Genomic DNA, 14,448 nt, shown 5'->3' with positions numbered 1-14,448 from the left:
TCATGTCAGAACAGGTTGAGTTGGTAATGGATGAGGAAGAGTAGTGATTCTGGAATCAGCATTACCTTACGCAACTAGAGGGGAAGACTGATTTGCACTAAATAGTAGAGTGTTTCTCTATAAGGAGGAATGCTTTTTATTTTGTCTTCATACAATAAAAACAATAATTATTTATTGTTTTACGATCGTGGTAAATTCAATAGACATTAGAACAAATGAGGTGCTTTTCTATGAAACGAAGTTCGACACTCTTTTTGAAGGTGGCTGTGATTTTCATTGGCATTCCGGTTCTTGCTTTGTGTCTATTTGTGTTGCCTCAGATTGCGAATGAAGCCAATGAAGCAACTGTTAGAGGTTGGGACTTGGCCTATGTGGTATATGGAATCTTAGTGGTGATGTATGTGACGGCGATCCCCTTTTACTTCGCTTTGTACCAATCGTTTACCCTTTTAAGTTATATTGACAAGAACCAAGCTTTCTCGGAGTTATCTGTAAGAGCTCTAAAGAAAATCAAAAACTGTGCCCTCATAATCAGTGGTCTTTATGTAATCGGCTTACCATTCGTCTATATCTTAGCGGAGAATGATGATGCACCGGGTCTTATCCTAGTCGGAATGGTGATGATTTTTGCGCCGATGGTGATTGCGGTGTTCGCGGCTGTACTTCAAAGACTTCTACAAGAGGCCATCGAGATAAAATCAGAGAACGACTTCATAGTCTGAGGTGAATGACATGGCAATAATAATCAATATTGATGTGATGCTGGCTAAAAGGAAAATGAGCGTAACAGAACTGTCGGAGCGGGTTGGCATAACGATGGCTAACCTGTCTATCTTGAAAAATGGTAAGGCCAAAGCAATTCGACTATCCACATTGGACTCGATTTGCAAGGCTTTAGACTGCCAACCGGGAGACCTTTTGGAATACAAAAGGGACGAGGTTGCTCAAGAATAACTGAAAATTTTTTTTGTTTCAATCAGAGATTTGCTTTTGTGACTCTTTTTGTTAGGGGACCGGGGCAGGGGAGAGGAAGCAGAAATCTGCTTTCGGGGCGGGCATGTTTAAAATGGATAGTAGGGGTAAGAAGATAGACTTGATGATGACGTTTGTTAGGGGAATGCTTCTGCCATGCATACCCCCAATCTAAATTAAAATGAAGTGTTAAAAAATGGTCGGTATCATTCCCCCATCCATACGGATTGGAGAACCTTTAAAGGAGGATGCATAAGGACTACATACAAATGCAGTTAGTCGGCCTATTTCACTTGGATTGATAAATCGCTGTATTTCAGATTGTGGTAGGTTTGTAGTCATGAATTCTTTCTCCTTTTCTGAAAACGTCATATCTTCATTAGGGTAGATACCGTCAATGATTTGCTGCACATTTTCAGAGAGTGTTGGCCCCGGTAAGATTGTATTTACTGTAACTTCTGTTCCAATTGTTAATTTCGATAAGCTTTTTGACAAGGACAATAGCATTGATTTTGTCATGCAATACTGTGGCATTTGTCCCGAAGGCATAATGGCTTCTTCACTCGCAATAAAGATAATGCGGCCATCATTATTTTTCAACATCTTTGGTAAATAGAATTTAGATAACCCATTTGCAGCAAGAACGTTGGTGCGGAAGTATTTTTCCCATATTTCATCGTCCACGTCCTCATAGTCCATCACTTCATAAATACCCATACTGTTAACCAAAATATCAATAGTGGGATATTCCTTGAATAAAGCTTCTCTTTGTTGAGTATCCACAATATCTGCTGTAGCATTCCGAGGAAAGGTATATGGGAAATCCGACTTGATTTCATTAACCGTACGTTCTACATCTTCGGAATTTCTTCCATTGATTAGTACATTCACGCCTTCTCTGGCCAGTTCTATGGCAATTGCTTTACCTATGCCCTTTGTTGATCCAGTAACTAGAGCTGTTTTGTTGTTTAATCCCATATCCATCATACATTTCCCCTTTTTATATGAAAAAACTCACTATTAAGGCCCATCCATTTATCGAGTCTGTGTACCTAAATGTTCAGCGCGCCAATGAGAGGGAGTAACACCTTCCCATTGGCGGAAGGCGCGGTAGAACGAGTTTTGGTCCTCATATCCCATCAGGAAGGCCACTTCTTTAATATCGAGCGAGATGTCTGTTAAATACATTCGTGCCTGCTCTTGACGGACTTCTGCCAAGAGGTGCTTGAAGCTCCTGCCCTCATCAGTAAGCCGGCGCTGTAGAGTACGATCGCTCATCCCCATCTCCTTCGCGATCGTCTGTATGTCGGGGCGCCCTCCTGTTAGACTCCGCTTAATGATCCACTTCACTATCTCTCTAATGGGGGTGATACGTTGATGCTCACCCAACGATCGGTCCAGAACGGGTGTCAGGATTTCCAACAAATCTGCGTTGTACGAGACAAAGGGACGGTCCAGGTCTCTTCGATGTAGCGTCAACCGATTACCATTTGCACCGATCTGTATCGGGCAACCGAAGTAAACTTCAAGTGCCTGTACATCGCCCATCGGTTGCGAGAATTCTACAGAACTTGCCATCAAGGGTTGGCCTGTTCCCCGACGCCCTAGCTCCAGAAGAAATGCCAGCGTGATCCCAACTAGCAAGGGCGGGCCGGATTGCTCGGTATTCAACCAATCCAGTTCAATTGTGCAGTGTTCATCTTCCTCGTTTATGCGCAAAATTTCGGGGGGACAAAGTTGTTTGTATCGGGCCATTCGTTTGAGAGCGTCGCGGTAGTCACGGGCGTGATACGTCGCTAAGACGGACGGTGGATATTGAGCAGGTTCGAAGACGGTCGCAAGCTTGATGATCCCCTTGGCAGTGTCATCCATGATATCGGAATAAGCCTGCCAGATTGCTAAGTATTGGGCGGTGGGGACAACTGGTGCAGTAAGAATGGTGAGGGGCAGTTGTGCTTGTTGAACTACGTCGTTGGCGGTTATTCCTAGTTGGCGTAATCCTTCCCAAAATCCTGCCGGAATCTTAATTCGAGTCGGAGGTGTCATACTATGAGCCTTCTTTCTTTTATCTATGTAAACATTCACTAGATTAATTGTGCTTATAATCTATCTTATTGGTGGGACAGTTATATATTACCTGTCCCATGTCTCTCTGTAACTAGTAAAGAGAGACAAGTTACTTGCCGATTGCGCCAAAAACGATGCAACTATCGAAACAGGTTTATTTAAGCGAAGTACATCACAATTGTTTTTTTAAAAGCTATGTTAACGTCTAGGGTTGATTTTTCGTGAGGTGGTTTCGTTTGTAAAATGTAACACTTAAACTAACGGGGCAGGTTAGTGGAATAATCAGTTCTGAAAGAATATCATACGATAAGAAGTATTTTGTAAAGGAGGATTATTATTGAGATTAGAAATTGGATTTATTCCTCATAAATGGATTTCTGACATTCCTGATGCTTGTGGTTATTTCCCTTTTGCGATTGAAGGGGAATCAGAGAATATAGTTGATTTTACATTTAATAGTAATGATAATGTAGGTGAATTTGTTTCAAACTGGATGAATGAAATCAATCATTTTCCCATATACATATTTGTTGAAGTACATGATTTCAATCAAGAGGAATTTGAACAAGATTGCCAAACATATAATATCGAGTTTATAAGAGCTAAATTTGGATTCTATAAGGCGATTATCGAAAATTACAGACAGTTTAGTGTTATATTCCCATATGTATATGCTTGTGGAGGTATGAATGATGTAGCTTTATGGTCGATAAAAAGGGATGTTTTTAGATTAGAGAAAATGAGTATAAAAACCATTTTTGGCATAGAAAAGATTGATATTCCAGTAGTTACTCTCCTTGAGAATGACTGTGTGTTTTGGGTTGGTTTTGATGGTGATAATCTTTTTGCAATATCGAATGATAGTCAATTTTCAACAATTACAAAAATCTCAGAAAAACTCCCACCTAATACTGATTTTATTATCTATGAATACGAAGAATAGAAAATTCTTCTTCAATTAATGGGTGCGTTAGCTGAAGATCAGAGCTGTCATTAAGGCAGCTCTTTCTTGTGGAACAAAAGGGGTAGTTTTTTTGAAGAAGAAAGGGATTAGATGACATAGAATTAGATAAGAAACTAGGATTTATGTTGCAACCACAATAGAGTTACATTACCTTTAATATATGGATTTAAATGGATTGGAATAAAAATAAGAGGTGGAAAACTATGAATTGGAATCTCAAAAAATTTGATGAGTTAACAAATTTAGAACTATATACGCTTTTAAAAGAAAGAACTTTGGTTTTTGTGGTGGAACAAAATTGTCCCTATCTTGAAGTTGATGGTAAAGATCCTTTATCCTATCATCTTTTTAAAGAAGAGAATGGAGAAATCGTAGCCTATTTAAGAATTGTACCCGCTGGTGTTTCTTATCAAGAAGCTTCTATTGGAAGAGTCTTAGTAAAGAAAGAATATAGAGGACAAGGAATTGCAGGGGAACTTTTAAAGAAAGGACTAGATTTTATCCAGAATGAATTGAAAGAAACAAAGGTTAAAATCCAAGCCCAAGATTATTTAAGAACATTTTATACTTCCTTTGGTTTTCAACCTATATCGGAAACATATTTAGAAGATAATATCCCTCACGTCGATATGATATTGCAAAGGTAACACACTCATCATTATCTGATAGGATTGGAGTTATATTAAGGTATAGGAGAGAGTGAAAAAAGATTACGCTTCAACAAACAGAGGGATTGATCTAAGAAGGATTAATGCCTTTTTGTAATTTCTTAAAGAGGCAGTTTAGTTAGACAAAAACAACAGATAAAATAAAACCAATTTAAGAGTAGGGAAGAGATATTTTGGGGAAACGTACAAAAACAATCTTAATTTTTGTCATATCAATAATTTTAATATATGCAATATTTGCAAGTATAGAAACTGCAAATCTAAGTTCTAAAACTGTCGATGAAGCCTTTGAAAAATTCATAAATAGCGAATTTAAGACTGAAGTTGCTCAAAATGAAATTGGCGATAAAGAATTTTACCGAATTGGAAATTATACATTTGTGCCATTTGAAGTTGGTAACAATATTTCATTAGTACAGTTCGTAAAAGGAAAATTTGGGTGGAAAGAGAAATATATTTCTCGAGGTGAAAATAGAGGATATTCATATTCAAGTGTTGTTGATAAATTAAATGAAGAAATTCTTTTACACGATGTTATACCAGAAGATATTGTTACTGAAACGAAGACCGTAAGAGTTAATGGGATAGATGCAGATATTGTTATGCTCAATGATAAAACTAGAGTTTGGATAGTAATGAACAATAATCATCTAAAAAAATTCTCTAACATAAATATAGATTTCTTAGATAATGTTGGAAATGTAGTCGGTAAAATATAATTACAAACGTCATTTCTAAAGGTAATTGAAGAAGGAATATCAGGAAGGATAAAAATACCGAAAAAAGAGGTAAAGCAATGTTGGTTGATAAGTATAAGAGGTTAATGAAGGATTTTATAAATGAAGTCATAACTGTTGAAGAATTTGAACGTGAATATTTAATTACATGTAAAGAAGAAACAGAAAGAATGGGGAGTCCTTTATTCGAGATTCTAAACGGAGTTTTTGAAGCGGTTGATTGTTACTGGCACGAGTGTCTTCCCGGACAAGAAACAGCCTTTGAGATTTCAGAACAACGATTAAGAAAAGAGGTAAATCAAGCATTAATTTTACTTAATAAATCCTCGTATAGCCAATAGTTTCTTTAACAAACGATGCAGAATATGATTACCAAAGGATTGAGTGAGAATGAGTTTAGCTTCCTACATTGGTAGCAATATAGAATTAGCAATTAATGATGATGAATATTCGGATGACTTTTTTTACATTGGAAGTTGTTTTGCAGGAGAAAGGGAACTCCAAAATGTAAAGAAATATCAGTTGACTACCCCTTATGTTTACGAGGTATCAAGTCACTGGGGAATTGAGATTTCGGAATATATGGATCAAGAAACCTGTGCAAAATCAAAAGTAAAGTTGTTAGAACTTTGTAAAAGAATGGACAGCTATCTTGAAAAAGGAGATTATTTTGAACTGTTTAGTTGTTGGATTGGAGAAGAAACGGATAAGCGAGATGGTGAGATAACTCTCCAAATCAATAACTTTGATATTGACCAGATTGAAATACCAGAAAAAACGTTAGTAAGATTTAAAAAGTAAAGGAATCTTTAACTTATGGGTGCGTTAGTTGAAGATGTAAAGATAAGTGTACGTTATAGAAGATTGTTGCTATCCCTTTTTCTTCTTTACATCAACTAAGTGACTTAGAAATAGCCCATAAAAAGAAGAGAGCAACTGTAAACTACACAGTTGCCCTCCTGATCTAAGATCAATTATTAATCTAGCATTTCTGTACAATGCAGTACTCAGTCTACAGGACGGTTTTCAAAGTCATAGTCCACCGTGACAGGGGCCACCCGTGCATTTTTTAATGCCGGCGTTTCCGGACGGGCAATTTGATACACGCTGGCACCGATAATTTCAGTGGCTTGCTGTAATTTTTCTTTTGATATCTTATCCAGTGTATCTGTAGGCTGGTGATACCAAGGCTCTACAGGGGAATGGATGAACAGGGCGGATGGAATGCCAAGCTCATGGAATGGTTGGTGGTCACTTCTGCCCAGCTGTCCAAACGGAATCGCTACATCCATTGTCCTGGCTCCTGCTGAGGAACCTAGGTCCGTCACAAGGTTTTTCTTTCCATCGATGGTATACATGATCAGACCGCCTGCTGGATTATCCGCGCCTGCATCACGTCCACCTATCATATCCATTTGGAAGTGAGCCACCATGCGGTCTACATCCGATTTGGGAAGGGAATTCGCATAGAAAGATGATCCAACGAGCCCTCTTTCCTCTGCTCCAAACGTCATGAAGCGAATTTCCGTGTCAATTGGCGTTTTGGCCAGGATTCTTGCCAGTTCCAGCACAGCCGATACACCCGAAGCATCATCGTTTGCACCAGGGCCGCCTGGGACAGAATCATGGTGGGCTCCAACCGTAATGATTTGACCATTATCCTTATTAGGTTTTGGCTTTAGGGAAGCGATGACATTGTAGGATGTCTTTTCGATTCTCTCGACTTTTCCCACTTCCAGAGTGGCCGTGATCGGTTTAGTTTTAAGTTGTTCTACCAACTCTAACCCTTGGGCTTGGGTAATGGCTACAGCAGGTATATTTTGCCCGGCTGATACTTGTCCAAAGTTATTTCCTGAAGGGGAGTTGTTGTACATCAAGACGCCAACCGCTCCCTTATTTAGGACATTCTGAACCTTATCAACAAAGTTAATGTCCCCACGTTCGATTAGGGCAATTTTCCCGGATACATCGCCAATCTCCTCTGGTTTTGCTTTCCCAACATGAACAAGTTCGGCGGTGACCTTCCCGCTGATACTGCCGCTAAAGGCACGCGGTGTTCCTCCTAAATCGCTGTCACCAAGTTTCACTTTTACAATTTGTACCGTATCATAGATGGGAAAAGGCTGAATCTTTGTTTCAAAACCGAGACTCTTAAACTGGCTTTCTATGTATTTAACTGCACGGATCTCGCCTTCTGTACCAGCTGCCCTCGGTTCCTCTGATAGATAGGCAATCGTGTTATACATGTTGTCCGCACTGATTTTTTTAATCACTTTGTTATCAAAAGCTGTGCTGGACTGGGCATTAGGTGCCCCGTTTCCGTTTGGTTGTGCCAATGCTGTACCAGATGATAGAACCATCCCCGTAGCCAATAGAACTGTTAATGATTTTCTATACATAAAATCCCACCTTCGTAATATTATCCCTAATTATGTAATTTACTGAATAGTTTGTAAATGAGTCGTTAGTCTGTAAAATCCAACAATCAGTCGGTATCCGACCCCTACTTTTATCCTGATAGCTAGGAAAATCAGGGTAGGGAAAAAGGTATCCATCTATCTTTTGCCGAAAAGATAAGGGACTAGAGGAAATGCTTTTTAGTAGGTAATAGATTTAGGAGGGAAAGGATTGAAACAAACCTTATTGATCATTGATGCACAACAGGATTTAATGGAAGGGAACTCAGAGGAACAAGGGGTTTTTGAGAAAGATAGAATCATCCAAACCATCAATAGCGTCATTGAAAAAGCGATACGTGAAGGGATTCCCGTTGTTTTCATCAGGGATCTAGATGTGGCAAATGGTGAAGGACCCGGGTTTCAGATACATAGAGATATTAACGTTCCATCAACCGCTACCATCTTGGAAAAAGCGGCCACCAATTCGTTTTATGGTACACCGTTGAACGAACATTTACGTGAAAACCATGTGGAGCACCTTGTGATAATGGGATGTAAGACCGAGCATTGTATTGATACGGCCGTACGAACAGCAACGATCAATCACTATGATGTCACGTTAGTGGGAGATGGACACTCCACGACTGACTCGAAAATCCTATCTGCCAAACAAATCATCCTCCATCACAATGAAACCCTTCATGGACACTATAATGTAGATAACTTTTCCCTTGTTAGACAATCTACTGAAGATTTATTTAACCCTGTTCATAGTGAATACCGATAATTATTAACGAAAGAAGAAACTTTTCCCAACCATCATTAACTTGAAAATCCAGATGATCCAATGACAAATCATAAGGAGAAAAAGAGTGAAGCGAAACATACACCTCATTATTGTGGCTCTTGGCATACAATCTTTACAATCCAGTATTGTCTTCCTCACGTTAGCTTGGTTCTTTATTAACATCACCCATTCGCCCTTGGTGTTTAGTTCATTAATGGCATTTCGTTATATACCCGGGATATTATTGGCAGTGTTAAGCGGCATACTCATTGATCGATTCAATAAAATCTCCTTAGGGTTATGGGCTAGCGTTTGGCATTTATTCACGTTATGTGCATTATTCGCGATTGGACTAATGGAAGTAGTACCAAGTGGCTTCGGTTACTGGATTTATTGCCTGGTTCTTCTTTTCATGGGTGTGGCCTCCGCCATATTAACACCGCTTGAAAGAACGTTAATCCCATTGTTAACTCCGCCAGAAGAATTAAAATCGGTCAATAGTGTCATAACGGCCATCACCCAAATCGCAAACTTATTAGGTACGGCAATTGCTGGTGGTCTTTTGGTAATAGGGGGATTTACGGTGGCGATGCTAACGTCCATCATCCTGATTCTTCTATCTGTGGTTTGCTATCTGATTCTAAGGTACAGGGCGGTAATGAAAGATGCCAATAATCAAGATACCAATCGTATACAAACACCAATTAAGGTAACATTCTCGATTTTAAAAAGACAGAAGTGGATCTTTTCGGCTATCACGGCAGCGGTGTTTACGAATATGGCATTCGTTATGATCATGGATGTCTTACTCCCCACTTTATACTCGGAAATTAAGGTGAATGGTTCAGCGGCTTTGGGACTCTGCTTTACAGCCATTGGGATCGGGACTCTCCTGGGAGTAACCATTACGTATAAAATCAAACAAATGAATTTTGAAATGTCGATCGTATTGTATGTTTTATCTGGAGTCGTGGGCACGATTGCCGGTTTTGTAGTGGATTCCACTATCATGAGTATTGTGTTGTTTGGAGTATTCGGACTTTTAGCGGCTCCCGTCACAATAATCTTCCAAACTGAATTGCAGCAGGCTATTCCCCAAAACATCATGGGCAGTGCCATGGGTTTTCTGACAGCTGGAGCGACATTGGCACAACCCATAGGGGTTTTCATTGCTGGTGTATTTCTCTTAAAACTCAATGGAAGTTATGTTCTTGCTATTTCTTGCTCTGTATCGATCATAGCTGTTGTGATGGGCTGGTATCGAATCAACAAGCAAAAGAAATTAATAAGCCAAGAAGTCATGATGACAAAACAAACATTAGGGTAGTGAAACGGAGCAATGAGGGAACTCCTCATTGCTTTTTACTATGTGTCGATTCGTGGAAGATTGCCTAAGAATACTACTAATTCCTTATATTAACTAATAAAGAAATTCATCCAAACATATATGGTAAAATTAGTTAGGTTCATTTATATAGGGTTAGGAGGATATTGAATATGAGTAACTGGTTATACATTCTTTATGCTGGAATTTTAGGTATAGTATCTTGGTTTACAGGGGAAATAGTAACCTTTGTTATGTTGGGGATTATTCTTATTGCTTTGAATAATATAAATACAACACTTAAAAAGATTCATCTTCAAAATGATGAAAGAAACCATAAGGAAATAAGTTGATGTAGAACTCCATCGCGCGCACTATTGCGAAGGTTCGCCATTCATGTTCATCTTTTAGGAGGTCACGCCTTTTGGTTATTGGGAGTCTTGCTGCATGTGAAAACGAACAAGACATGAAAAATGAAAAGATAGAAATAGGGGAGAATACAGAGGTACAAGATTCTACACAAAAAGAGGATGTACCCTCGTACGAAGCATCCAAGTATCAGATATATGGTGGCTGGATGAACGATGAATCTTATATACTGATTAAAAGTGATGGTTACGACGGCAAGAATAAATCCAAATACATAGTAGAAAAATTCACTAAAACGGGGAAAGATAAAACGATAAAGCATTTCCAGTTAGCAAAATCTACTGGATCAAAACTGACCGGCATACTATTTAACAAGAAATCAAACAAGACATCTTTTCTGACGCTAGAATTGAATAAAGACCATACCGAAATAACGGTCACGTTGTCGAATGAAAGACCCGATACATATAAAAAAGCAGATATAGAACCGGAAGAATTTAATTCAGATTATGAGTGGGAAGATTGAAACCATAAAGGGAGTTGCTTTCGCAGCTCTTTTTCTTTATGGAGCTAATGGGGCAGGATAGTTCAATAAAGGTGATGAATATACTATATACATTTTTCTTAGGGAGTGAAGGTAAGTGGGGATCAGAAGAGCAAATATAAAAGATTGGAAGGCAATATCGGATTTACTGGGCCAGTTGGATTATTTAGATACTGAGACCTTCATTAAAGATAAAATAGAAAGATTCATCACTCATCCTGATGAGGAATTATTGGTTTATGAAGATAATGAAAGAGTCATTGCTTTTATTTCCATGCATTATATACCCCAAATAGCGTTAATAGGGGATTTTGCTAGAATCAGTTATTTTGCAGTAGATTCAACAAATAGGGGTAAGGGAATTGGACAAGAGATTGAAGAGTTTTGTACTGAGTTAGCTAAAAAGCGAAACTGTGACAGACTGGAGGTTCATTGTCATTCAAGAAGAATCGATGCACATCGATTTTATTCCCGCCAAGGCTACATTGAATCACCAAAATACTTTATTAAGATGATCAAGTAATTCTTTCTTTGGACTTTAAGGTTTTTCAACTAAGGATGCTTTACTTCAAAAAGGGAGTTGCTTTCGCAGCTCTTTTTTCTTATGAAGCTTCTGGGGAAAGGTAGTTGTACAAAGGATAAAAGGGGATAAGATGGAAAAATCCTACGTGCTAGTTATTAGCACGAATCTTATTTTGTCTAAAATCAAAACCCTTCAGAAATCTGTATCCAAAAAAGTAGGCTGGCCGATTATCATTACAGCCCTTATCTTTGTAGGTGTCTTGAACAATTTACTTCATTAAGGTGCTTACCTTCAAAAAAATCATCAATTAAACAACTCAGAGGCGATGGAAAGAACATGCTGAAACTAGTATCGATTAATTTACTACCTATTTTAATTATCAATTTTTTATTTTTTCTCTTCACACAAAATACAAGACTAAATGATTCTGGTAGTATTTCGTTTCTTCAATTGTTATTTGAACTATTTACTCCCCTTCTCCTAGTGACAATGAATTATAAAATGGCTGTGAAAAAAGATAGAACCTATTTCATACCCAATTTTTTTCTTATTCTTATTAGTAGTTTGCTTGGAATAGGGTTAGGTTTCTTAAACTGGGGACTCGATGCTGGGGGTTATACTCTTCAAAATGATCTTGGTGGCAATATCCTTCTAAATCCTGATGCTGAAACATACGGAATTGTTAGGTTAGAGGCACAAATCAACGTAATAGTCAGTATCGTTGGTAGTCTGTTTTGTTCTATCCTTTTAATAATAAAATATCGCAAAAAACGTTCACTTCAATAAAACGATTGGATGGGTTTTGTTCCCTAAGAGAGTTGCTTTCGCATCTCTTTTTTCTTGTAGAACCTAGATTTTTCAACTTCTAAACAAGACATTTTCATGTTATATTCATACATATATTTCCACTATAGAAATGCAAACACCCCTCTCTTCCTTATTAGATTTCTTAGTATTTGACATTGATATAAATCCAAAGTGAAATGAAGTAGATCTAACCGGTTGCAAAGGAGTGAAACGCATGTAAATACCTCTTTATTCTCTTAGAAAAATGAATAAAGAGGGGTTGTTTGCATTGAAGAATAAATCATTTACTGTGTTGGTGGCAGGACAATCGTTAGCGAATGCTGGGGATGTTTTTTATATTGTTGCGCTGATAACAAGTGTTTACGCTGTCACCCATTCGTTATTTTATGTTTCGTTGGTTCCTGTCATAAATATGCTTGGTGGGTTTGTAGGAGGTTTATTCGCACCACTGCTCATCGATCGATACCCGTTGAAAAAGATTTTATTTCATTCCCAGTTCGTTAAAACGTGTCTCTTACTTGTGCTGACCCTATATGTATCATCGCTTTTCTCGAAAGACTCAATGGAAGTGGTTTATATCCTAATTTTCTTCATCATGTTCTTAGATGGGTTCGCTAATCCAGCAAGTAGCGCCTTAATCCCTCAACTTGTTCCGGAAGAGTCCTTATTAAAAGCAAATAGCCTCATGTCTTCTATCCAGCCATTCATTCAGATGGGAGGATGGGCTGCAGGTGGCATTCTGGCGGCACTTTTGCAGGCTCGCGGACTGTTCCTGTTAACGTGCTGTTTGTATGGGCTATCCACTTGCTTGCTGGCATTCGTTAGAGTCAAGGAACAACAGCGATCTGAACGTGAAGGGAAGGAGAGCAAAAGGGATTCCCTATTTGAAGGGTGGAGGTTGATCGCAGGAGATAAGAGATTGCGTGCCCTACACTTCACTCTGTTTTTTGGTTCGATCGCTAGCCCGGTCTGGGTATCCTCGATCCTTTATCCGTTTATAGATAAACGCCTGGGAGTAGGAACGGAGTGGTGGGGCTATATCAACGCCTCTTTATTACTAGGATTATTTCTGGCGGGCATACTTGCATATAGACGGTCCGCCTTCATTCATAAGAATATCCAGAAGGTGCTGTTGGGTGGAGGGTTCATGGTCTTTCTGCTGACCCTTTTATTTGGAGTGAATGTGAATCCCTTCCTTGCCCTTTTGTTCATTGGTTCTTATGGTCTATTCGAAGAACTGAGGATGATTTCCATTCATACGATCATCCAAAGTGTAGTCAGGGAAAAGCTTTTGGCTAAGGTGTATGCCGTCCAAAGTTCTTTCATCATGCTAACTTTTGCGATATCCACTCTCTTGATGGGCATACTGGGCCAGCGATACAGCATCGTCGTGGTATTTATGGTCGCTTCGGTTTCCTTATGTATTTCATTCGTGTATCTTATGATCTGTAGAAAGCATGTAACGCTCCCTATAGATGGATCTAGCTTTGAAGAATAAATATGAATGATTGATTGATGAAAAGCCAACTTAATTCCGTTGGCTTTTTTTCGTAAAATGTCATCCAACTTTACATAGGGTGGAGGGGTATGATATGGTTTTGATATAGGGTATAGGGGTATATGAGTGAGGGGGGCGACAAATGGAATTCGACCTGAATAAAGAAACAGCAGATCAAGATACTTGTTGTTCCGGTACAAATGAGCGGAAAAGCCATCATTCCGAAGCAACAAAGAAAAATCTTGTTACAAGACTGAATCGGGTGGAAGGCCAAATTCGCGGCATAAAGGGGTTAATCGAAAAAGACACATACTGTGACGACGTGATTACTCAGATAGCTGCTGCGCAATCCGCCTTAAATGGTGTGGCCAAGCTGCTTCTTGAAACGCATATGAAAGAATGTGTGGTAGATCGTATTCAAGAAGGGGACTTGGAAGTACTCGATGAAGTTCTCGTGACAATCCAAAGACTAATGAAAAAATAAGGAGTAGATACTATGGAAAATGTAACATTACAAGTAAGCGGGATGTCTTGCGGACATTGTGTAAAAGCAGTGGAAGGTAGTGTAGGCAAATTAGAAGGTGTCGATCAAGTAAAAGTTCAGCTAGAAGCTGGTCAAGTTACTGTATCGTATGATAAGGAAAAAGTAACCCTGGATACCATCAAAGAAACCATTGATGATCAAGGCTACGAAGTAGAATGATTTTGGGTACCATAATGAAAAGATGAAGAGTGCCTCCCTGGTACTCTAATTCTTTCGGTAGAATATACCCCTATTGGGTATAGTGG

At 38.8% G+C, this 14,448-nt stretch carries 20 protein-coding genes; 17 read left to right on the top strand and 3 right to left on the bottom strand.

The annotated features are described in order from the left end of the window. Positions 1 to 230 precede the first annotated feature (230 nt). Together ACQKL6_RS06220 and ACQKL6_RS06215 are read left to right on the top strand one after the other, a co-directional pair. Positions 231 to 722, top strand: a complete 492-nt coding sequence (locus ACQKL6_RS06220) for a DUF2975 domain-containing protein (protein WP_427650808.1) — start codon at positions 231 to 233, stop codon at positions 720 to 722. 10 nt (positions 723 to 732) lie between these two features. Further along, positions 733 to 954, top strand: a complete 222-nt coding sequence (locus ACQKL6_RS06215) for a helix-turn-helix domain-containing protein (protein ID WP_402986972.1) — start codon at positions 733 to 735, stop codon at positions 952 to 954. 207 nt (positions 955 to 1,161) lie between these two features. On the opposite strand, the gene ACQKL6_RS06210 is transcribed toward ACQKL6_RS06215, so the two are convergent. After that, positions 1,162 to 1,956 carry an SDR family NAD(P)-dependent oxidoreductase gene (locus tag ACQKL6_RS06210; RefSeq protein WP_427650807.1) on the bottom strand — a complete coding sequence of 265 codons (795 nt, stop codon included), beginning with the start codon at positions 1,954 to 1,956 and terminating at the stop codon, positions 1,162 to 1,164. A gap of 51 nt (positions 1,957 to 2,007) precedes the next feature. Then, positions 2,008 to 3,018 (bottom strand): helix-turn-helix domain-containing protein, encoded by a 1,011-nt coding sequence (locus ACQKL6_RS06205; protein ID WP_427650806.1) that lies wholly within the window; start codon positions 3,016 to 3,018, stop codon positions 2,008 to 2,010. A gap of 358 nt (positions 3,019 to 3,376) precedes the next feature. On the opposite strand from ACQKL6_RS06205, the gene ACQKL6_RS06200 reads away from it, so the two are divergent. The 5 genes from ACQKL6_RS06200 (at position 3,377) to ACQKL6_RS06180 (ending at position 6,209) form a co-directional block, all read left to right on the top strand. Then, positions 3,377 to 3,982, top strand: a complete 606-nt coding sequence (locus tag ACQKL6_RS06200; protein WP_427590800.1) for a hypothetical protein — start codon at positions 3,377 to 3,379, stop codon at positions 3,980 to 3,982. A gap of 224 nt (positions 3,983 to 4,206) precedes the next feature. Continuing rightward, positions 4,207 to 4,650: a GNAT family N-acetyltransferase gene (locus tag ACQKL6_RS06195; protein WP_427650875.1), complete on the top strand. Its 444-nt coding sequence runs from the start codon at positions 4,207 to 4,209 to the stop codon at positions 4,648 to 4,650. Between the two features lie 194 nt (positions 4,651 to 4,844). Next, positions 4,845 to 5,390, top strand: a complete 546-nt coding sequence (locus tag ACQKL6_RS06190) for a hypothetical protein (RefSeq protein WP_427650805.1) — start codon at positions 4,845 to 4,847, stop codon at positions 5,388 to 5,390. Between the two features lie 77 nt (positions 5,391 to 5,467). Next, positions 5,468 to 5,749 carry a colicin immunity domain-containing protein gene (locus ACQKL6_RS06185; RefSeq protein ID WP_427650804.1) on the top strand — a complete coding sequence of 94 codons (282 nt, stop codon included), beginning with the start codon at positions 5,468 to 5,470 and terminating at the stop codon, positions 5,747 to 5,749. A 49-nt stretch (positions 5,750 to 5,798) separates the two neighbouring features. Next, on the top strand, positions 5,799 to 6,209 hold the full coding sequence (locus ACQKL6_RS06180) for a hypothetical protein (protein ID WP_427650803.1): 411 nt from the start codon (positions 5,799 to 5,801) through the stop codon (positions 6,207 to 6,209). 206 nt (positions 6,210 to 6,415) lie between these two features. Here the strand turns inward: ACQKL6_RS06180 and ACQKL6_RS06175 are convergent, their stop codons facing one another. After that, complete coding sequence (locus ACQKL6_RS06175; RefSeq protein WP_427650802.1) at positions 6,416 to 7,807, bottom strand: M28 family peptidase; 1,392 nt, start codon at positions 7,805 to 7,807, stop codon at positions 6,416 to 6,418. A gap of 229 nt (positions 7,808 to 8,036) precedes the next feature. On the opposite strand from ACQKL6_RS06175, the gene ACQKL6_RS06170 reads away from it, so the two are divergent. From ACQKL6_RS06170 to copZ, 10 genes are all read left to right on the top strand, one after another. Continuing rightward, positions 8,037 to 8,594, top strand: coding sequence for a cysteine hydrolase family protein (locus ACQKL6_RS06170; protein ID WP_427650801.1), 558 nt, complete (start codon positions 8,037 to 8,039; stop codon positions 8,592 to 8,594). Positions 8,595 to 8,679: 85 nt separating this feature from the next. Then, positions 8,680 to 9,921, top strand: a complete 1,242-nt coding sequence (locus ACQKL6_RS06165; RefSeq protein ID WP_427650800.1) for an MFS transporter — start codon at positions 8,680 to 8,682, stop codon at positions 9,919 to 9,921. Positions 9,922 to 10,091: 170 nt separating this feature from the next. Further along, positions 10,092 to 10,271 (top strand): hypothetical protein, encoded by a 180-nt coding sequence (locus tag ACQKL6_RS06160; protein WP_402986932.1) that lies wholly within the window; start codon positions 10,092 to 10,094, stop codon positions 10,269 to 10,271. Positions 10,272 to 10,342: 71 nt separating this feature from the next. After that, complete coding sequence (locus ACQKL6_RS06155) at positions 10,343 to 10,813, top strand: hypothetical protein (protein ID WP_427650799.1); 471 nt, start codon at positions 10,343 to 10,345, stop codon at positions 10,811 to 10,813. 115 nt (positions 10,814 to 10,928) lie between these two features. Continuing rightward, positions 10,929 to 11,354 carry a GNAT family N-acetyltransferase gene (locus tag ACQKL6_RS06150; RefSeq protein ID WP_427650798.1) on the top strand — a complete coding sequence of 142 codons (426 nt, stop codon included), beginning with the start codon at positions 10,929 to 10,931 and terminating at the stop codon, positions 11,352 to 11,354. A 130-nt stretch (positions 11,355 to 11,484) separates the two neighbouring features. Further along, positions 11,485 to 11,634: a hypothetical protein gene (locus ACQKL6_RS06145; RefSeq protein ID WP_427650797.1), complete on the top strand. Its 150-nt coding sequence runs from the start codon at positions 11,485 to 11,487 to the stop codon at positions 11,632 to 11,634. Positions 11,635 to 11,690: 56 nt separating this feature from the next. Then, positions 11,691 to 12,140 carry a hypothetical protein gene (locus tag ACQKL6_RS06140; RefSeq protein ID WP_427650796.1) on the top strand — a complete coding sequence of 150 codons (450 nt, stop codon included), beginning with the start codon at positions 11,691 to 11,693 and terminating at the stop codon, positions 12,138 to 12,140. 289 nt (positions 12,141 to 12,429) lie between these two features. Then, the gene (locus ACQKL6_RS06135; RefSeq protein WP_427650795.1) at positions 12,430 to 13,659 is read left to right on the top strand and encodes an MFS transporter; all 1,230 of its coding nucleotides are present in this window, start codon (positions 12,430 to 12,432) and stop codon (positions 13,657 to 13,659) included. 142 nt (positions 13,660 to 13,801) lie between these two features. Next, entirely contained in the window at positions 13,802 to 14,143 is a 342-nt protein-coding gene (locus ACQKL6_RS06130; RefSeq protein WP_427650794.1) for a metal-sensitive transcriptional regulator, read from the top strand. Between the two features lie 12 nt (positions 14,144 to 14,155). Next, positions 14,156 to 14,362: a copper chaperone CopZ gene (gene copZ, locus ACQKL6_RS06125; protein WP_402873508.1), complete on the top strand. Its 207-nt coding sequence runs from the start codon at positions 14,156 to 14,158 to the stop codon at positions 14,360 to 14,362. Positions 14,363 to 14,448: the final 86 nt, after the last annotated feature.

The organism is Peribacillus sp. NPDC097197 (assembly GCF_050278025.1).
Lineage (GTDB): Bacteria > Bacillota > Bacilli > Bacillales > DSM-1321 > Peribacillus.
The sequence above is the reverse complement of the archived record's forward strand: the minus strand, read 5'-3'. Positions and strand labels throughout refer to the sequence as shown.